An 18,615-nucleotide genomic window follows, 5' to 3' on the forward strand; every position below is an offset into this window, starting at 1 on the left:
CTGCGAGACTCCTTCAAGGAGGACGAACCACACTCATGACGAACATCGTGGTCCTGATCAAGCAGGTCCCAGACACCTGGTCGGAGCGCAAGCTGACTGACGGCGATTTCACGCTGGATCGGGACGCCGCCGACGCCGTGCTGGACGAGATCAACGAGCGCGCCGTCGAAGAGGCCCTGCAAATCCGTGAGCGCGAAGGCGGCGAGGGGTCGGTGACCGTGTTGACCGCCGGACCGGAGCGCGCCACCGAGGCCATCCGCAAGGCCCTCTCGATGGGCGCCGACAAGGCGGTCCACCTCAAGGACGACGGCCTGCACGGCTCGGACGTCATCCAGACCGGATGGGCGCTGGCGCGCGCCCTGGGCACCATTGAGGGCACCGAGCTGGTCATCGCCGGCAACGAGGCCACCGACGGCACCGGCGGTGCGGTCCCGGCCGTCATCGCCGAATACCTGGGTCTGCCGCAGCTGACCCACCTGCGCAAGCTGTCCATCGAGGGCGACAAGGTCACCGGCGAGCGGGAAACCGACGACGGTGTCTTCACCCTGGAAGCGACCCTGCCCGCGGTGGTCAGCGTCACCGAGAAGATCAACGAGCCGCGCTTCCCGTCCTTCAAGGGCATCATGGCCGCCAAGAAGAAAGAGGTCACGGTGCTGACCCTGGCCGAGATCGGCGTCGAGCCTGACGAGGTCGGTCTGGCCAATGCCGGGTCGACCGTGCTGTCGTCGACGCCGAAGCCGCCGAAGACCGCGGGTGAGAAGGTCGCTGACGAGGGTGAGGGCGGCAATGAGATCGCCAAGTACCTGGTCGGCCAGAAGATCATCTAAGACGAGCACAAACCCCATACACGAGAAGAGCGATATAACCCATGGCTGAAGTATTGGTGCTCGTCGAGCACGCCGAAGGCGCGGTGAAGAAAGTCACCGCCGAATTGATCACTGCCGCCCGTGCTTTGGGCGAGCCGTCCGCCGTCGTGGTCGGTGCGCCGGGCACGGCGGCGCCGCTGGCCGACGCGCTGAAGGAAGCCGGTGCCGCCAAGATCTACGTCGCCGAGTCCGACGACGTCGACAAGTACCTGATCACCCCCGTCGTCGACGTTCTGGCGTCGCTGGTCGAATCCGCTTCTCCGGCAGCGGTTTTGCTCTCCGCCAATGCCGACGGCAAGGAAATCGCCGGCCGGCTCGCGGCCCGGCTCGGTTCCGGACTGCTGGTCGACGTGGTCGAGGTCAAGGAAGGCAATAAGGCGATCTACTCCATCTTCGGTGGGGCGTTCACGGTCGAGGCGCAGGCCAACGGCGACACCCCGATCATCACGGTGCGCGCGGGTGCCGTCGACGCCGAGCCACAGGCCGGTGCGGGTGAAGAGGTCACCGTCGAGGTGCCCGCGCCCGCCGAGAACGCCACCAAGGTCACCGCGCGTGAGCCCGCGGTCGCCGGTGACCGCCCAGAACTGACCGAGGCCACCATCGTGGTCTCCGGTGGCCGCGGCGTCGGCAGCGCGGAGAACTTCAATGTGGTTGAGGCGCTGGCGGACTCGCTGGGCGCGGCCGTCGGCGCGTCGCGTGCCGCCGTCGACTCCGGCTACTACCCGGGCCAGTTCCAGGTCGGCCAGACCGGTAAGACGGTCTCGCCCCAGCTCTACATCGCGCTGGGCATCTCGGGCGCGATCCAGCACCGGGCGGGTATGCAGACCTCGAAGACCATCGTCGCGGTCAACAAGGATGAAGAGGCGCCGATCTTTGAGATCGCCGACTACGGCGTGGTGGGCGACCTGTTCAAGGTTGCGCCTCAGCTGACCGACGCGGTCAAGGCTCGCAAGGGCTGATCTTCGCTTAACGCAAACGCCCCCGCGTGCACGTCACGTCGGGGGCGTTTGCGTTGTCGCCCTTAAGAGTTGGCTAGTCGGCTACCGCCTGGTCGGCGATGTTGGCGTTGACCCAGTCGACGACCTCGCGCACCGTGTCGATCGGCGTCTCGGGGTCTTTGAGCCGCATCTTGAGGTGGCTTTCCAGGGTTGCGACGAGTTCCATCTTGCGGGGCGAGTCATAGCCCAGGTCGTCGACGAGATGCGAGTCGCCGGTCACCGGAGCCATCCGGTCCGGAGCCAGCCGGGTGACGATCGACACGACGGAATCATTGACGCTACTCACAGTGCTCCGACCTCTCCTAAGACCTCTCCGAATATTTCTTTGGCCGCGACGTGGCGGATCTTGCCCGACGGTGTCTTCGGAACCTTGCCCTTGCCGACCAGCAGCACCGTCGGGCTCAATCCCGTTGCGCTGCGCACCTTTCGGCCGATTTGGCGACGGATCTCGTGCGCGTCGTCGCCCGGATCCTCCTGGACGGTTTCGGCGACGATCCGGATCTCCTCGCGCTGATCGGCGAGCGTGACCCCGAACGCGACGACCCCACCGCGCCTGATGCCGTCGACCGAGGCGGCCAGTCGCTCGATGTCGGAGGGGAAGATGTTGCGGCCGGCGACGATGATGACGTTCTTGCGGCGCCCGCACACCACGATCTCGCCGTCGTCGGTGAGATAGCCGAGGTCGCCCGTGTAGAACCAGCCGTACGCGTCGGTGGCGGCCACCTCGCCGTCCACCGTGAGGTAGTGCCGCGTCACCGCGTCACCCCGGATGGCGACCTCGCCCATGTGGCGCGCCGGGCGGGTGCCCCGGTCCTCGTCGGCGATGCGGACCTCAACCCCGGGCATCGGCCGCCCCAGCAGGACGAATTCCTTCTTGGGCGCCCCGCAGACGCACCCGGTGACCGCCCGGCCTTGGGTTTCCAGTTCGTCGGCGCACACGTTCTCGACCGCCAGCGGTCGATCCACCCGGGAGAACGACACCGCTACCGTCGCCTCGGCGAGACCGTAGGCCGCGCCGATCGCCGAAACCCGCATCCCGAAGCGTGCGGCCTGCTGGGCGAACTCGTACATCGTGAGCGGGTCGATGGGCTCGGCGCCGGACACCACGCAGCGCAGCGCGCTCAGGTCGTAGGCGCCGTCGCTGACCGCCCTGAGCCTGCGGCTGACGATCGAATAGGCGAAATTGGGTGCCGCGGTGACGGTGGCCCGCTGCTCGGTGAGGATTTGCAGCCAGGCCAGCGGCGACCGCACGAACTCGGTCGCCGGAATGTAGACCGCCGCGTTGCCGGCGAACATCGGCGACAGCAGGTAGGCGATCAGGCCCATGTCATGCGAGAGCGGGAGCCAGCTCATCGTGACGTCGATGTCGGGATCGATCTGTACCTCGGCCACCATGGCGGCGATGTCGGCGTGGAGGTTGCGGTGAGTGATCGCCACGGCCTTGGGGTCGCCGGTCGATCCCGAGGTGAGTTGATAGATGGCGACGTCGTCCTCGTCTGTCGGCTCCTCGACCCCGTCGGCGCCGGTCCACGTGTCGGGCACCTCGATGACGCGGAAACCTGACGCGCGCAGTGCGTCGGCAACCGCGACGAACGGCCGTCCCACCAGGACGCAATGCGCACCGAGCAGGCTCAGCGCGCGCAGGGTGCCCTCGTGCCACTCGCTGAGGTCGGCCTGCGACGTGGGTTGTTGCAGCATCGTCATCGCCGCGCCCAACTTCCAGATGCCCTGGACGACCGGTGCGACATCTTCGGCGTGGGCGGCCAGCACACCCACCCGGCTGCCTCGGGTGACTCCTTCGCCGGCCAGTCGGCCGGCGACCTTGCCCGCCGACTGATTGATGTCGTGCCAGCTAGCGAAATGCAGATTGCCGGCGGTGCCAAAGCGAAGGCCCAGGGTGGAATCCGCGGCCACCTTCGCGATGCGGTCAGTAAACCTACTCATAGCCGTGCGCTGTCCTCACTGCAGACTGAATTCGTAAATGACCGGGCGCCAATAACATTCGGGAAACGCCTGTCAGTCGTCTTTGGCGTTTAGCACGGCCGAGGCGATCACATCGACGGCCCGGTCGATCTGCGCCGGCGTGTGTGTGGCGCAAACACAGCAGCGCATCAGGGCGTCGTTCTCACCGACCGCGGGTGCCACCGCCAGTGAGCAGAAGACGCCGTTGTCGAATGCCTCGTTCCAGGCCGCGATCGCGCGCGCTTCCGGACCGATCCACACCGAAACATGCGGGGCCACTACGTGTGCGCCGTCGGCACGGACGATTCCCGCCCGCACCTGCAGACCCTGTGACACCAGGCCGTCGCGCAGGGCGCGGGCGTTGGCCAGGACCGCTTCGGCACGCTGGGCCCCCTCGAGGCCGCGAATGATCGCAATCCCGGCGATGCTTGCCGCCATCGCCGCCGGAGCCCCGGTGGCGGTGAACATGTGCTGGCTGGACCGCAATCTGAGCACATCGATCAGGTCGCGCGATCCGACGATGAAGCCGCCGGTGGAGGCGATCGCTTTCGACATGCTGCCCATCAACACGTCGACGTCCTTGGCGCAGCCGAACTCCTCGGCGATCCCGGTTCGGTTGGGCCCGAAGACGCCGAGGCTGTGTGCCTCGTCGACGTAGAGCGCGACGTTGTATTTGTTGGCCAGCGCGACAATGCTTTCCATCGGCGCCACGTCGCCCTGCATCGAGTAGAGCCCGTCGATCACGATCAGCTTGGTGCCGCCGCGCTCGGCGGTGCGGATCAGGTTGCGTTCCAGCGAATCCAGGTCGTTGTGCGCGAAATACCGCGAACTGGCCCCCGAGAGCCGGATGCCGTCATGCAGCGACATGTGGGCCTCGCTATCGGGGAACGCGAGATCGGCTGCACCCAATAACGCCGTGATCGCACCGACATTGGCCAGGTAGCCGCTGTTGAACACCAGCGCCGCCTCGGTGCCGTACCAGTCGGCCAACAACTCTTCGAGCTCGACTTTGACGCGCAGCGTGCCGCAGTGCGGAGGCGCACCCCCACAGGCCGGCCCGTACAGTTCGGTGGCCCGGTTGGCCGCCTCGATCAACCGGCGATCACCGCACAGCCCCAGAGAATTGTTCGACCCGAACATGATTCGGGTTTGTCCTTCGATGACGGAGGTCGGTCCGGGAGCGGATTCGACGCTCCTGAAGAACGGCAGTCGGTTGCACGCGGCGTAGTAGCGCAGGCTGGCCAGCCGGCTGTCTTGTTGCGCGCGCGCTTGGATATTCAGCTTCGAGGTCTGCAGCACGCCTACATCAAACAGTGCGTCCCGGTATCCGGCATCCGATTCGCTCTAAATTGGCGAGCACGTTAATAGCGATTGACGTGCGGGTGTTTATTGCGTTGCCGCTCTTGCGAATACGCGGACCCAATCCGCTTAGCGGTTGATTGTGTGGACACTATCTCGGGGGTATTACGTACGGGTGAGCGGCAGCGTTATGTACGACACACTTCACCGTGGGAACACATTTCGTCATCTTGCGTGCACCAACACGTCATAGCGTCGATGCCGATTCGCTCCTCGATTACGCCACGTTGTTTCCCATGAGCATTGCTTCTGTCCTGATACCGAGTGATACTCCGGACGGAGCCGCGACCAGCTCGCCTGGGCCGCGTTACTCGCTGTTGCTGTCCACCGACCCCAGTTTGGTCGAGGCAGCGCAGCGGCTCCGGTACGACGTATTCACCAGCACGCCCGGTTTCGCGTTGCCGGAATCGGGTGCCGGGGACCGGGACGTGGACCGCTTCGACGAGTTCTGTGATCACCTGCTGGTTCGCGACGACGACACCGGGGAGCTGGTGGGGTGTTACCGCATGCTGGCGCCGGCGGGTGCGATTGCCGCCGGCGGCCTGTATACCGCGACGGAATTCGATCTCGGCGCGCTCGACCCGTTGCGGCCGTCGCTGGTGGAGATGGGCCGCGCCGTGGTCCGCGACGGGCACCGCAACGGTGCCGTCGTGCTGTTGATGTGGGCGGGAATCCTGGCCTACCTGGACCGCTACGGCTACGACTACGTGATCGGGTGTGTGTCGGTGCCGATCGGCAGCGTGACAGACGAAGATGCGCCCGGCAGTCAGCTTCGGGGCGTGCGCGACTTCGTCCGCAGCCGGCACGCCGCGCCGCCGGAGTATCGCGTGTACCCGCACCGGCCGGTGGTGGTGGACGGCAAAAGCCTCGACGAGATCGCACCGCCGCCGCGCCCCTCGGTTCCGGCGCTGATGCGTGGTTACCTGCGGCTGGGTGCGAAATGCTGCGGCGAACCCGCGTTGGACCCGGACTTCGGTGTCGGCGACTTCTGCGTGCTGCTGGACAAACGCCAGGCCGACACCCGATATCTGCGAAGACTGCGGTCGGTATCGGCGGCCGCGCTGATGAGCGGCGAGATGGCGGGCGGCGCACGATGAACGCTCCCGCGGTCACCACCGACCACGCTTGGCTGCCGCGCGCGACCTGCGACAGCAGCTGTGTAGGTGTGGCCCCCGCGTCGTCGCGGTGGCTGGTGGTGCTGCGGGTGACGCTTCGCCTGATGCTGGTGCTGTTACTGCTGCTGGGGGCGCCGTTGGCGCTGGTGCCATGGCCGGGGCAGATGCGGGTGCGGCAGTTCTACTGCCGGATGGTGCTGCGCGTTTTCGGGGTCCGGATCAGTGTGTCGGGGGCCCCGATCCGCAACCTGCGCGGGGTCCTGGTGGTCGGTCCGCATATGTCCTGGCTGGACGTCTTCGCCATCGGTGCGGTGCTGCCCGGCTGGTACGTCGCCCGCTCGGACATGTTCGGCGAGCTCGCGCAGCGCCTACTGAAGATCATTCCGATCGAACGGTCCAGCCTGCGGCGGCTGCCCGGCGTGGTGGAGACGGTCGCGGACCGGCTGCGTGGCGGCGAAACCGTGGTGGCCTTTCCCGAGGGCACCACGTGGTGCGGGGTGGCCTGCGGCTCGTTCTACCCGGCGATGTTCCAGGCCGCGATCGACGCCGGTCGCCCGGTCCAGCCACTGAGGCTGACATATCACCACGTCGACGGCCTGATCTCGACCGCTCCGGCCTTCGTCGGGGAGGACACCCTGGTGGCGGCGATGTGCCGGATGATCGCCCAGCGCCGCACCCTGGCGCATGTTCACGTCGAGTCTCTGCAGCTGCCGGGCGCCGACCGGCGGGGGCTGGCGCGCCGCTGCCAGCGGGCGGTGGGCGTCGGAGTGGCGCGGCGCCCAGGTCAACGCCACGTGCTGGCCGCTTAAGGGAACCCGGCGGCCCGGTATCGTGGGGCGCGTCATGGTCTACCTCGATCACGCCGCCACCACCCCGATGCACCCCGCCGCCATCGAGGCGATGACGGCCGTCTTCGGCACGGTCGGCAACGCGTCGTCACTGCACACCAGCGGCCGCACGGCCCGGCGCCGCATCGAGGAGTCCCGTGAGCTGATCGCGGACAAGCTGGGCGCGCGACCGTCCGAGGTGATTTTCACCGCGGGTGGCACCGAAAGCGACAACCTGGCCGTCAAGGGCATCTATCGCGCCCGCCGCGACGCCGACCCGCGCCGGCTGCGCATCATCACCAGCCAGGTGGAACATCACGCGGTGCTGGATTCGGTCGACTGGCTGGTCGAGCACGAGGGCGCCCAGGTGAGTTGGCTGCCCACCGCCTCCGACGGATCGGTGTCGGCGTCCGCGCTGCGGGAGCTGTTGGAGAGCCGCGCTGAGGTCGGCGACGTCGCGCTGGTCTCGGTGATGTGGGCCAACAACGAGGTCGGCACCATCATGCCCGTCGCCGAACTGGCGGCCGTCGCCGCCGAATTCGGCGTCCCGATGCACAGCGATGCCGTGCAGGCGGTTGGGCAGCTGCCCGTCGACTTCACCGTCAGCGGGCTGTCGGCGATGAGCGTCGCCGCGCACAAGTTCGGCGGCCCGCAGGCGGTCGGTGCGCTGTTGTTGCGCCGCGACGTGGCCTGTGCGCCGCTGCTGCACGGCGGCGGTCAGGAGCGCGATATCCGTTCCGGCACTCCGGATGTCGCCGGTGCCGTCGGAATGGCCGCCGCGATGCGGCTCGCCGTGGACGGTCTGGAGGCCAACGGCGCACGGCTGCGCGCGCTGCGCGATCGTCTGGTCGAGGGTGTGCTGACCGAGATCGACGACGTCCGTTTCAACGGGTCGCGCGAGTCGCGGCTTCCGGGCAACGCCCACTTCACTTTTCGTGGTTGTGAAGGCGACGCTCTGTTGATGTTGTTGGATGCCAACGGAATCGAATGCTCAACCGGGTCGGCGTGCACCGCCGGCGTCCCGCAGGCCTCGCATGTGTTGATCGCGATGGGCGACGATGCCGCCACCGCGCGGGGATCGCTGCGTCTGTCGTTGGGTCACACCAGTGTTGACGCCGACGTCGACGAGGTGCTGCGGGTGCTGCCGGCTGCGGTGGATCGGGCCAGGCGCGCGGCGCTGGCCGCTGCGGGGGCGTCGGGGTGAAAGTTCTTGCCGCAATGAGCGGAGGCGTCGATTCGTCGGTCGCCGCCGCTCGGATGGTCGATGCCGGGCACGACGTGGTCGGTGTGCACCTGGCGCTGTCGTCGGCGCCCGGCACGCTGCGCACCGGTTCGCGGGGCTGCTGCTCGAAAGAGGACGCCTCAGACGCGCGCCGTGTGGCAGACGTCCTCGGAATCCCGTTCTATGTTTGGGATTTCGCGGAGAAGTTCGCCGAAGACGTGATCGACGATTTCGTTTCGTCGTACGCACGCGGCGAGACGCCCAACCCGTGCGTGCGCTGCAACCAGCGCATCAAGTTCGCAGCGCTTTCTGCGCGCGCCCTGGCATTGGGTTTCGACACGGTCGTCACCGGACACTACGCCCGGCTGTCTCAGGGTCGGCTGCGCCGCGCCGTCGACCACGACAAGGATCAGTCGTACGTGCTGGCCGTGCTGACCGCAGAGCAGTTGCGCCACGCCGCTTTTCCGATCGGGGACACCCCGAAGCCGCAGATCCGTGCGGAGGCGGCTCGTCGCGGCCTCGCCGTCGCCGACAAGCCGGACAGCCATGACATCTGCTTCATCCCGTCGGGGGACACCCGTGCCTTTCTCGGGGAGCGCATCGCCGTTCGCCGCGGGAACGTGGTGGGTGCCGACGGTGCGGTGCTGGCGAACCACGACGGCGTGCACGGATTCACGATCGGTCAGCGCAAGGGCTTGGGCATTGCCGGTCCCGGGCCGGATGGTCTGCCGCGCTACGTGACGGCCATCGATGCCGACACCGCGACGGTGCACGTGGGCGGTGCCGCCGATCTCGAGGTGCATGCGTTGACGGGACGGGACCCGGTCTTCACCGCCGGAACCGCACCGCAGGGCCCAATCGAGTGCGACGTGCAGGTGCGGGCCCACGGCGAAACCGCGAGTGCGGTGGCCGAATTGGTCGGCGACGAGCTTTGCGTGCGATTGCGCGTCCCGCTGCGGGGGGTGGCGTGCGGCCAGACCGTCGTGCTGTATCGCCCGGATTCGGCCGGCGACGAGGTACTCGGCAGCGCCACCATCGCCGGCACGTCGCGCTGATTCCCGCTGCTCAGCGACATCGCCGCCGCTTCCAAGGATTCTCCAAGAGCTTGCGGACACCATTCGTCTCGTAATCGGCTGACTACCGATCGGGAAGGAATGAATGACGATGAGCGAGAACCAGATCACCCAGCAGGATGTGCGGACCAACGGCCTTGCCGTTGCCGCTTTCGTGCTCAGCATCATGGGCATGTACGCCAGCCCGATCCTGAGCGGCATTCTCGCCCTCGTCGGTATGTGGCAGGTCAAGCAGCGCGGCGAGCAGGGTTTCGCTTTCGCGATCACCGCGCTGGCGGTCTCGGCGGCCGTCACCGCCCTGCACGTCGCGATGTGGATCCAGTGCGGGCACGCCGATTTCGAATTGGAGACCACGGCACACTGGTGACAAGCCGTTGCCGCGCAAGCAGAGTCGCGAAAGCTATCGCGGGAAGTTGGCGACGATGTTCGTCATCACGATGTCGGACACCGATTGCGGGAAGCCACAGAAGGTGACCTCCACCAACGCCACCGACAGCACCCGGTAGTCGCGGCCGCAGCCGCCCGGCCCCAGATGCAGCGAGGCGGCATCGGCCTTCCAGTCGCCGACGAACACCTGACCGGCCGAGCCATTGGCGCAGTCGGTGACGGTCGAAACCAGAGCGGTGAAGGCATGCTGCGCGGTCGCACCATCGCGATAGGCCGCGGCGCCCTCAGAGATCAGGGCGCCGTCGGGCGGATCCTGGAACGTGGTCTTGTGGAACTCTTCGATCTCGGGGCCAAACGTCGCTGTCTCGGCGAACAGGAAGCGGCAGGCGCGCGGCGTGGTGTCGGCGAGCGTGTCGATGTCGACCGGGGTGCGCCCATCCATCGAGGGAATGATCGACAGGTGCTCACCGGCGCCGGTGATCGCCTGCATCCGCGACTGGTCCAGCAGGATCGTGTCGACATTGACCCCGTTGATACCCCTGGCGCCGCCGGTAAACCCCGGCAGTGCCGTGCCGTCCACCACCCGGGTGCACGCCGCAGTCAGCACCACCGCGCCACACATCAGCAGCGGCCACCCGAATCTTGCCTTGCGCCACACCGTTTTGCACCCCTCTAGACCGTCGAGCCTAGCCGTGTTGGCCGACCGCAACACACCCCTGGCCACCCGGCCTTGAAGTGCGGTCGAATACGGTTGCCGGGTGAGTGTTTTCGCCTCTCCCTTCGCGACGGCCAGCGGCGTGGGTTCTTGGCCCGGCACCGCGATACGTCCGTCGACTGAGGTCGTCGTCGGTGAGTTGGCGGCCGCGATGGCTCACCTTGTCGAGCTGCCCGCCAGGGGAGTGGGCGCCGACCTGCTGGGGCGAGCCGGGGCGCTGCTGATCGATGCGGCGATCGACACCGTGCCGCGCGGTTACCGCATCGCCGCCCGGCCCGGCGCGGTGACTCGCCGGGCCGTCAGCCTCCTCGACGAGGACATGGATGCCCTCGAGGAAGCCTGGGAGACGGCCGGCCTGCGTGGTGGCGGACGGGTGGTCAAGGTGCAGGCGCCGGGCCCGATCACGCTGGCCGCCGGGTTGGAGCTGCCCAACGGCCACCGGGCGATCACCGACCCGGGCGCGTTGCGCGACCTGACGGCGTCGCTGGCCGAAGGCGTTGCCGGCCATCGTGCCGCGCTGTCTCGCCGCCTCGACACACCGGTAGTCGTGCAACTCGACGAGCCGTCGTTGCCCGCCGCGCTGGGTGGGCAGCTGAGCGGCGTCACCGCGCTGAGTCCGGTTGCCGCACTCGACGAGTCGGTGGCTCAGGGCCTGCTCGACACCTGCACGCAGACGGTGGGCGCCGAGGTGGTGCTGCACAGTTGCGCGGCCGGATTGCCGTGGGACCTGTTGTTGCGCAGCGCAATCAGCGCGATATCGATCGACGCCGCAACACTGCGGGCCACCGATCTGGAAGGGCTCGCGGCGTTTGTCGAATCGGGTCGCGCGGTGATGCTGGGCGTGGTGGCCGCCACCGCCCCGGAACGCCGGCCCGCTGCCGAGGAGGTGGCCGCGGCCGTCGTCGCGGTAACCGATCGGCTCGGATTCGGCCGCTCGGCGCTGCGCGAGCGCATCGGCGTCACCCCGGCATGTGGTCTGGCCAACGCGACGCCACAATGGGCCCGCACCGCGATCGAGTTGGCCCGCAAGGCCGCCGCGGTGTTCGCCGAAGACCCCGACGCCATCTAGGCGGCGCGACGAAGGCGTGTCGGGCGCCTTCGATAGCCTGCCAAGGTGAGTTCGCCAGAAGCTGACCCTGTGCCGCCCGAGGTTCGGCGTCAATGGCGTGAATTGGCCGACGAGGTGCGTGAGCACCAGTTCCGCTACTACGTGCGCGATGCGCCGGTCATCTCCGACGCGGAATTCGACGACCTCCTCAAGCGGCTGGGCGCGCTCGAGGAGCAGCATCCCGAGCTGCGCACCCCCGATTCGCCGACGCAGCTGGTCGGCGGCGCGGGATTCGCCACCGATTTCACCTCGGCCGAGCACCTGGAACGGATGCTGTCGCTGGACAACGTGTTCAGCACCGAGGAATTCGACGGGTGGGCCAGCCGCATCCATGCCGAGGTGGGCGGCTCCGGTTCGCAAGACGTGGCCTTCCTGTGTGAGCTCAAGATCGATGGCGTCGCGCTGGCTCTGGTGTACCGCGGTGGCCGGCTGGTCCGCGCGGCCACCCGCGGTGACGGCCGTACCGGCGAGGACGTCACGTTGAACGCGCGCACCATCGAGGATGTCCCGGAACGGCTGACGGCCAGCGGCGACTATCCGATCCCCGACGTCCTCGAGGTCCGCGGCGAGGTGTTCTTCCGGGTCGCCGACTTCGAGGCACTCAACGCCGCGCTGGTCGAGGACGGCAAGGTCCCGTTCGCCAACCCGCGCAACAGCGCCGCGGGCTCGCTGCGCCAGAAGGATCCCGCGGTCACCGCTCGCCGCAAGTTGCGGATGATCTGCCACGGCGTCGGGTACGCCCAGGGATTTCGGCCGGCCAGCCTGCACGACGCCTACCTGGCACTGGGCGCTTGGGGGCTGCCCGTCTCCGACCACACCGCCCGGGTCGAAAACGCCGGCGGTGCGTTGGAACGGATCGCCTATTGGGGCGAGCACCGCCACGACGTCGATCACGAAATCGACGGTGTTGTAGTCAAAATCGACGACGTCGCACTGCAGCGCAGGCTGGGGTCGACCTCGCGAGCGCCGCGCTGGGCGATCGCCTACAAGTACCCGCCGCAAGAGGTGCAGACCACGCTGCTGGATATCCGGGTGAATGTCGGGCGGACCGGACGCGTCACACCGTTCGCCGTCATGGTGCCCGTCAAGGTCGCGGGTTCGACGGTCGAAATGGCCACCCTGCACAACGCCACCGAAGTCAAGCGCAAGGGCGTGCTGATCGGCGACACCGTGGTGATCCGCAAGGCCGGCGACGTGATTCCCGAAGTGCTCGGCCCGGTCGCCGATCTGCGCGACGGCACCCAACGCGAATTCGTGATGCCCACACACTGTCCCGAATGCGGCACCGAGCTGGCCCCGGCAAAGGAGGGCGACGCCGACATCCGCTGCCCCAACTCCCGAGCCTGCCCAGCGCAGTTGCGGGAGAGGGTGTTTCACGTCGCAGGCCGCGGCGCCTTCGACATCGAAGGGCTGGGCTACGAGGCCGCCACCGCGTTGCTGCAGGCCGAGGTGATCACCGACGAGGGAGACCTGTTCACCCTTACCGAAGACGACCTTTTGCGCACCGAACTGTTCACCACCAAGGCCGGCACACTGTCGGCCAACGGTAAGCGGCTGCTGGCCAACCTCGACAAGGCCAAGGCGCAGCCGCTGTGGCGAGTGCTGGTGGCGCTGTCGATCCGGCATGTCGGCCCGACCGCCGCGCGCGCCCTGGCAACCGAATTCGGCAGCCTCGACGCGATCACGTCGGCGTCGACCGAGGAGCTGGCCGCGGTCGAGGGCGTCGGGCCGACCATCGCCGCCGCGGTCACCGAATGGTTCACCGTCGACTGGCACCGCGCGATCGTCGACAAGTGGCGGGCGGCCGGCGTGCGGATGGCCGACGAGCGCGACGCGAGCACGCCGCGCACGCTGGCCGGGCTGAGCATCGTGGTCACCGGATCGTTGAACGGGTTCTCGCGCGACGAGGCCAAGGAGGCCATCGTGTCGCGTGGCGGCAAGGCCGCGGGTTCGGTGTCGAAGAACACCGCCTACGTCGTGGCCGGCGATTCGCCGGGCTCGAAGTACGACAAAGCGGTCGAGTTGGGTGTGCCCATCCTCGACGAGGACGGCTTTCGCCGCCTGCTGGCCGAGGGGCCGACGGCCGACAGCGCAACCGATTAACAGCGCAGTACTAGTCCGTACCGGTATTGCGGCTCTATGGTGGGCGCTATGACGCAGACGGCCGATCAGTACACGGAGCCATCGCCGTGGTCTCCGCGCGAGGCCGAATTGCTGGCGGTGACGTTGGAGCTACTGCAAGAACACGGCTATGACCAATTGACGATCGACGCGGTCGCCAGTGCTGCGCACGCCAGCAAGGCCACGGTGTACCGGCGCTGGCCCTCGAAGGCCGAACTGGTGCTGGCCGCCTTCATCGAAGGTGTCCGCCAGGTTGCGGTCGTACCGAATACGGGCAGCCTGCGTGGCGATTTGATCAGCCTCGGCGAGGCGTGCGGCGAGCACGGACGCCAGCACGCCAGCACCATTCGCGCGGTGATGGTTGAGGTATCGCGTCATCCGGCGCTCAACGAGGCCCTGCAGGATCAATTCCTCAAGCAGCGCAAGGCCTTGATCAAGCACGTCATGCAACGGGCGGTCGATCGTGGCGAGATCGCCAAAGATGCCTTCGTTGACGAACTTTGGGACCTGCTACCCGGCTATCTCATCTTCCGGTCCATCATTCCCGACCGGCCACCCACTCGCCAGACGGTGCAGCTGCTGGTCGACCGGTTTCTGATGCCGGGTCTGACGCGGACCGCCGGGTAACGCGGCAGCCACCTTGCGTCCAGCTGTTGAAAAATGTGTACGGTCGCGTCTCTTGTTCAGTACGGTCCAGTACCGTACTGTGAAGTCCGTCCGTTCGCGCTTGTGCGGGCCAACGGTCGTAGTCATAGAGTGATCGAGAACGCCCGAGCATCGAAAGGCCGAGGGTGAAGGCGATTTCCGTGTCCAACCTGCTTCGGCAGGGCTGGATAGTGTTGGTCGCGCTACTCGTCGTCGCCGTCGCGGCATTCGGCATCTACCGTCTGCACGGAATCTTCGGCTCGAACTACAAGACCTCGGCGAACAGCGGCCTGTCCAACGAGATCGTCCCGTTCAACCCCAAGCAGGTGGTGCTCGAGGTCTTCGGCGCACCGGGTGCGGTGGCGACGATCAACTACCTCGACGTCAACGCCCAGCCGCAACAGGTCAAGAACGCGCCGCTGCCGTGGTCGTTCACGATCACCACGACGGAGCCCGCGGTCATCGGCAACGTTGTGGCACAAGGTAACGGAGACACCCTCGGTTGCCGCATCACCGTCAACGGTCAAGTCAAAGACGAACGCACCGTCAACAAGGTCGACGCCTACACCTTCTGTCTGGATAAGTCGGGATGAGCAACCAAACCAACGAACAGCAGACGCGGCCCGCTGTGCCGCGCAACATCCGACGGCTCGCGCTGCCGATCCTGCTTTTCTGGGTCGCGCTGGCCGCCATCACGAACATTGCGGTACCGCAGCTGGAAGAGGTGGGCAAGACCCACAACGTGGCGCTGAACTCTCCAGATGCCCCGTCGCTCAAGGCAATTAAGCAAATCGGCCAGGCGTTCCATGAGTTCGACACCGACAGCTCGGCCATGATCGTGCTGGAAGGTGACAAACCGCTCGGCGCGGACGCCCACCGCTTCTACGACGAGATGATCCGCAGGCTGGAGCAGGACAAAAAGCACGTCGAGCACGTCCAGGACTACTGGGGCGACACGCTGACCGCGGCGGGATCGCAAAGTACCGATGGCAAGGCCGCTTATGTTCAGGTGAACCTCGCCGGTAATCAGGGCTCGGCGTTGGCCAACGAGGGCGTCGGCGCCATCCGCGACATCATCGACCAGATGAAGCCGCCACCGGGCGTCAAGACCTATGTGACGGGCGCCGCGCCGCTGATCTCCGATCAGTTCGACGTCGGCAGCAAGGGGACCGCGAAGGTCACCGCGATCACCATCGGGGTGATCGCGCTGATGTTGTTCTTCGTCTACCGCTCGGTACTGACCACGCTGCTGGTTCTCGCCACGGTCCTGATCGAAATGTCAGCTGCCCGAGGCCTTGTCGCCTTCCTCGGCAGCGAGGGAATCATCGGCCTGTCGACCTACGCGACGAATATCCTGACGCTGTTGGTGATCGCCGCCGGAACGGACTACGCGATATTCTTCGTGGGCCGCTACCAGGAAGCGCGCGGTACCGGTGAAGACCGCGAAAACGCGTTTTACACCATGTATCACGGCACCACTCACGTGGTGTTGGGATCCGGGCTCACCGTTGCCGGTGCGGTGGCCTGTCTGAGCTTCACCCGGCTGCCGTACTTCCAAAGTCTTGGGATCCCAGCCGCATTGGGCATCCTGGTGGCGCTGCTCGCGGCGCTGACACTGGGTCCCGCGATTCTCACCCTGGGGGCCAAGGCCGGCATCTTCGACCCCAAGCGGGCGATACGAACGCGCGGCTGGCGGCGGATCGGCACCGCCATCGTCCGCTGGCCCGGCGCCGTGCTCGCGGCCGCGAGCGCGCTGGCCCTGGTAGGTCTGATCGCCCTGCCCGGATACAAGACCAGCTACGACACTCGGCCCTACATGCCCGCCGATGCTCCGGCCAATGTCGGTTACACCGCCGCCGAGAAACACTTCTCGCGGGCCCGGCTGGAGCCGGAATTGCTGATGGTCGAATCGGATCACGACATGCGTAATCCGGCCAGCATGCTGATCCTGGACAAGGTGGCCAAGGCCGTGTTTCACGTCCCCGGGGTCGCCCAGGTGCAGACCATCACCCGGCCGTTGGGCACCCCGCTAGTGCACAGCTCACTCGCGTTCGTGGTCAGCAATTCCAGCGCTGCCCAGCAGCAAAACCTGACCTACCAACGGGATCGGGCCGACGACGCCCTCAAGCAGGCCAACGAACTGTCGAAGACGATCGACATTTTGCGACAGCAGTTCGTCCTGCAGCAGCAATTGGCCGGCACCACCCACGACGAGACCGAAAGCTTTCGCGACACGCTCGCTACGATCAAGGACCTGCGCGACAAGATCGCGAATTTCGACGACTTCTTCCGGCCCATTCGCAGCTATTTCTATTGGGAGAAGCACTGTTACGACATTCCTGCCTGCTTCGCGTTCAGATCTCTGTTCGACGCGCTCGACGGCATCGACCAGCTGACCGAAAAATTCGAGAACCTGACGGCTTCGCTGGATAAGCTCGACGCGCTGCAACCGAAGCTGGTGGCGTTGATACCGCCCCAGATTCAAAGCCAGGAGACCAATCGCGATCTGACACTGGCGAATTACGCCACGCTGTCCGGCATCTACGCCCAGAACGCGCGTGCGCTGGAGAACTCGACGGCGTTGGGGCAGGCGTTTGACGCGGCCAAGAACGACGACACCTTCTATCTGCCGCCAGAGGTGTTCGACAACCCCGACTTCAAACGCGGCCTCAAACTGTTTCTCTCACCCGACGGTAAGGCAGCTCGCATGATCGTCACGCATGACGGCGATCCCGCTACCACCGAAGGTATTTCGCACATCGACCCGATCGCGAAGGCCGCGCACGAAGCCTTGAAGGGCACGCCGATGGCGAACGCGGGGATCTATCTCGGCGGCACCGCCGCGACGTACAAGGACATCCAAGAGGGTGCCAAGTACGACCTGATGATCGTGGCATTCGCCGCGTTGAGCCTCATCCTGCTGATCATGATGATCATCACGCGCAGCCTGATCGCCGCGCTCGTCATCGTCGGTACCGTCGCGCTATCCCTGGGCGCCTCGTTCGGTCTGTCAGTTCTGGTGTGGCAGTACATGTTTGGTATTGAGTTGTATTGGGTCGTGCTCGCACTGGCGGTGATCCTGCTGCTGGCCGTCGGCTCGGACTACAACCTGCTGTTGATCTCCCGGTTCAAGGAAGAAATCGACGCCGGCCTCAATACCGGCATCATCCGTGCGATGGCCGGCTCCGGCTCGGTGGTCACCTCGGCCGGCATTGTTTTCGCCGTCACCATGTGTGCGTTTGTTTTCAGTGGTTTTCAAGTGCTCGGTCAGATCGGGACGACGATCGGGCTGGGCTTGCTGTTCGACACGCTGATCGTGCGGTCATTCATGACGCCTTCTATCGCAAGGCTTCTCGGGCGCTGGTTCTGGTGGCCGCAACGGGTGCGTCCGCGTCCGGCCAGCACGATGCTGCGGCCCTACGGTACGCGCTCGGCGGTCCGTCAGCTGCTGCTGTGGGAGGACGGCGATGCGGCGGCGCCGAAGCCCACGGTGGCCGCACGCTGATTCAGCGCAGCATGGTGGCCACGATCCCGGACAGGTAGCCCAGGCGGGCCACCTCCGACGGCCGGAATTCGGGACCCGGACGGCCCAGCACCACCGCGGTCTGCGGGTCGCCCAGCGGCGCCGCGACCATCGTGATGTCCATGTCGCGCCAGGCCTGCGGCACCCACTCGGCGGTGCCGTCCAGCGTCGCGGCCTCCTGGATCGGCAGCCAGGGAGCCGACACGGCGCGGGTTTCCGGCGAGCCGGGGCTGGCGGCGAGGCGCCGCAGCTCGCCCTCGGCGCGCTGCAACACCGTGCACCAGCTCACCCGCAGCACCCGGGGCGCCTCGTCGGCCAGCACCTGCAGCCGCGCCGGCTTGTCCTTGGCCGCCGCGACGTGGTCGAGCAGTTCCAGCTCGCGGTGCGCTTCCAGCAGGCCGGTGTGCGGCCGCACGCTGTCCACCCGCACACCGTTCAGCGACTCGGCCGCGGTGATCAAAGTGTCGGGCATCGCCCCGGCGGGCAGTTCGATGACCAGGTCGTCGGTCGCGTACCCCGCGCTGCGTTCGACGACGTCGAGCGACAGGATGTCGGCGCCCACCGAACCGAGCGCAACCGCCAGCGCACCCAAGCTTCCGGGGCGGTCGACGAGCTCGATGCGCAACAGATACGACGGCACGCGCCCACTGTCGCACAGAGCCGCGCGTCCGGCATTTCCGCAGGATGGGTGCCA

Annotated in this window: 17 protein-coding genes; 12 read left to right on the plus strand and 5 right to left on the minus strand. The window is 66.8% G+C overall.

Annotated features, from left to right (window positions below; translation table 11 throughout):
• Positions 1-35: 35 nt before the first annotated feature.
• Together SKC41_RS27115 and SKC41_RS27120 are read left to right on the plus strand one after the other, a co-directional pair.
• Positions 36-827, plus strand: a complete 792-nt coding sequence (locus SKC41_RS27115) for an electron transfer flavoprotein subunit beta/FixA family protein (RefSeq protein ID WP_330980782.1) — start codon at positions 36-38, stop codon at positions 825-827.
• Positions 828-868: 41 nt separating this feature from the next.
• Positions 869-1,825, plus strand: a complete 957-nt coding sequence (locus SKC41_RS27120; RefSeq protein ID WP_330980783.1) for an electron transfer flavoprotein subunit alpha/FixB family protein — start codon at positions 869-871, stop codon at positions 1,823-1,825.
• 73 nt (positions 1,826-1,898) lie between these two features.
• On the opposite strand, the gene SKC41_RS27125 is transcribed toward SKC41_RS27120, so the two are convergent.
• The 3 genes from SKC41_RS27125 to SKC41_RS27135 form a co-directional block, all read right to left on the minus strand.
• A complete protein-coding gene (locus SKC41_RS27125; protein WP_330980784.1) occupies positions 1,899-2,150 on the minus strand; it encodes an acyl carrier protein in 252 nt (83 codons plus the stop codon).
• On the minus strand, positions 2,147-3,808 hold the full coding sequence (locus SKC41_RS27130; protein ID WP_330980785.1) for a fatty acyl-AMP ligase: 1,662 nt from the start codon (positions 3,806-3,808) through the stop codon (positions 2,147-2,149). Before SKC41_RS27130 ends, SKC41_RS27125 begins: the two co-directional genes overlap by 4 nt.
• Positions 3,809-3,880: 72 nt before the next feature.
• Positions 3,881-5,125: an aminotransferase class I/II-fold pyridoxal phosphate-dependent enzyme gene (locus tag SKC41_RS27135; protein ID WP_330980786.1), complete on the minus strand. Its 1,245-nt coding sequence runs from the start codon at positions 5,123-5,125 to the stop codon at positions 3,881-3,883.
• A 296-nt stretch (positions 5,126-5,421) separates the two neighbouring features.
• On the opposite strand from SKC41_RS27135, the gene SKC41_RS27140 reads away from it, so the two are divergent.
• The 5 genes from SKC41_RS27140 to SKC41_RS27160 all read left to right on the plus strand — a co-directional run bounded on the left by SKC41_RS27140 (position 5,422) and on the right by SKC41_RS27160 (position 9,789).
• A complete protein-coding gene (locus SKC41_RS27140; protein ID WP_330980787.1) occupies positions 5,422-6,282 on the plus strand; it encodes a GNAT family N-acetyltransferase in 861 nt (286 codons plus the stop codon).
• Positions 6,279-7,109 (plus strand): lysophospholipid acyltransferase family protein, encoded by an 831-nt coding sequence (locus SKC41_RS27145; protein ID WP_330980788.1) that lies wholly within the window; start codon positions 6,279-6,281, stop codon positions 7,107-7,109. The genes SKC41_RS27140 and SKC41_RS27145 overlap by 4 nt, the downstream gene beginning before the upstream one ends.
• A gap of 34 nt (positions 7,110-7,143) precedes the next feature.
• Positions 7,144-8,331 (plus strand): cysteine desulfurase family protein, encoded by a 1,188-nt coding sequence (locus tag SKC41_RS27150; RefSeq protein WP_330980789.1) that lies wholly within the window; start codon positions 7,144-7,146, stop codon positions 8,329-8,331.
• Complete coding sequence (mnmA, locus tag SKC41_RS27155; RefSeq protein WP_330980790.1) at positions 8,328-9,404, plus strand: tRNA 2-thiouridine(34) synthase MnmA; 1,077 nt, start codon at positions 8,328-8,330, stop codon at positions 9,402-9,404. Before SKC41_RS27150 ends, mnmA begins: the two co-directional genes overlap by 4 nt.
• 109 nt (positions 9,405-9,513) lie before the next feature.
• Positions 9,514-9,789 (plus strand): DUF4190 domain-containing protein, encoded by a 276-nt coding sequence (locus tag SKC41_RS27160; RefSeq protein WP_330980791.1) that lies wholly within the window; start codon positions 9,514-9,516, stop codon positions 9,787-9,789.
• A gap of 33 nt (positions 9,790-9,822) precedes the next feature.
• Here the strand turns inward: SKC41_RS27160 and SKC41_RS27165 are convergent, their stop codons facing one another.
• The gene (locus SKC41_RS27165) at positions 9,823-10,431 is read right to left on the minus strand and encodes a sensor domain-containing protein (RefSeq protein WP_330980858.1); all 609 of its coding nucleotides are present in this window, start codon (positions 10,429-10,431) and stop codon (positions 9,823-9,825) included.
• A 136-nt stretch (positions 10,432-10,567) separates the two neighbouring features.
• Between SKC41_RS27165 and SKC41_RS27170 the strand changes: the two genes are divergently transcribed.
• The 5 genes from SKC41_RS27170 to SKC41_RS27190 all read left to right on the plus strand — a co-directional run bounded on the left by SKC41_RS27170 (position 10,568) and on the right by SKC41_RS27190 (position 17,903).
• On the plus strand, positions 10,568-11,593 hold the full coding sequence (locus tag SKC41_RS27170) for a methionine synthase (RefSeq protein ID WP_330980792.1): 1,026 nt from the start codon (positions 10,568-10,570) through the stop codon (positions 11,591-11,593).
• A gap of 45 nt (positions 11,594-11,638) precedes the next feature.
• Positions 11,639-13,735 (plus strand): NAD-dependent DNA ligase LigA, encoded by a 2,097-nt coding sequence (ligA, locus tag SKC41_RS27175; protein ID WP_330980793.1) that lies wholly within the window; start codon positions 11,639-11,641, stop codon positions 13,733-13,735.
• A gap of 36 nt (positions 13,736-13,771) precedes the next feature.
• The gene (locus SKC41_RS27180; RefSeq protein ID WP_330980794.1) at positions 13,772-14,380 is read left to right on the plus strand and encodes a TetR/AcrR family transcriptional regulator; all 609 of its coding nucleotides are present in this window, start codon (positions 13,772-13,774) and stop codon (positions 14,378-14,380) included.
• Between the two features lie 164 nt (positions 14,381-14,544).
• On the plus strand, positions 14,545-14,991 hold the full coding sequence (locus SKC41_RS27185) for an MmpS family transport accessory protein (RefSeq protein WP_330980795.1): 447 nt from the start codon (positions 14,545-14,547) through the stop codon (positions 14,989-14,991).
• Positions 14,988-17,903, plus strand: a complete 2,916-nt coding sequence (locus tag SKC41_RS27190; protein WP_330980796.1) for an MMPL/RND family transporter — start codon at positions 14,988-14,990, stop codon at positions 17,901-17,903. Before SKC41_RS27185 ends, SKC41_RS27190 begins: the two co-directional genes overlap by 4 nt.
• A 1-nt stretch (position 17,904) precedes the next feature.
• Here SKC41_RS27190 and SKC41_RS27195 read toward each other — a convergent pair whose 3' ends face one another.
• Positions 17,905-18,561 (minus strand): amino acid-binding protein, encoded by a 657-nt coding sequence (locus tag SKC41_RS27195; RefSeq protein WP_330980797.1) that lies wholly within the window; start codon positions 18,559-18,561, stop codon positions 17,905-17,907.
• Between the last annotated feature and the right edge of the window lie 54 nt (positions 18,562-18,615).

It is taken from the genome of Mycobacterium sp. 050128 (assembly GCF_036409155.1).
Classification (GTDB): Bacteria; Actinomycetota; Actinomycetes; order Mycobacteriales; family Mycobacteriaceae; genus Mycobacterium.

What these genes read in the sequence shown, in the direction of transcription:
- SKC41_RS27115 (WP_330980782.1), top strand. Translation starts at nt 36, where the DNA reads ATGACGAACATCGTGGTCCTGATCAAGCAGGTCCCAGACACCTGGTCG.
- SKC41_RS27120 (WP_330980783.1), top strand. Translation starts at nt 869, where the DNA reads ATGGCTGAAGTATTGGTGCTCGTCGAGCACGCCGAAGGCGCGGTGAAG.
- SKC41_RS27130 (WP_330980785.1), bottom strand. Translation starts at nt 3,808, where the DNA reads ATGAGTAGGTTTACTGACCGCATCGCGAAGGTGGCCGCGGATTCCACC.
- SKC41_RS27140 (WP_330980787.1), top strand. Translation starts at nt 5,422, where the DNA reads ATGAGCATTGCTTCTGTCCTGATACCGAGTGATACTCCGGACGGAGCC.
- SKC41_RS27145 (WP_330980788.1), top strand. Translation starts at nt 6,279, where the DNA reads ATGAACGCTCCCGCGGTCACCACCGACCACGCTTGGCTGCCGCGCGCG.
- SKC41_RS27150 (WP_330980789.1), top strand. Translation starts at nt 7,144, where the DNA reads ATGGTCTACCTCGATCACGCCGCCACCACCCCGATGCACCCCGCCGCC.
- SKC41_RS27160 (WP_330980791.1), top strand. Translation starts at nt 9,514, where the DNA reads ATGAGCGAGAACCAGATCACCCAGCAGGATGTGCGGACCAACGGCCTT.
- SKC41_RS27165 (WP_330980858.1), bottom strand. Translation starts at nt 10,431, where the DNA reads ATGTGTGGCGCGGTGGTGCTGACTGCGGCGTGCACCCGGGTGGTGGAC.
- SKC41_RS27180 (WP_330980794.1), top strand. Translation starts at nt 13,772, where the DNA reads ATGGTGGGCGCTATGACGCAGACGGCCGATCAGTACACGGAGCCATCG.
- SKC41_RS27190 (WP_330980796.1), top strand. Translation starts at nt 14,988, where the DNA reads ATGAGCAACCAAACCAACGAACAGCAGACGCGGCCCGCTGTGCCGCGC.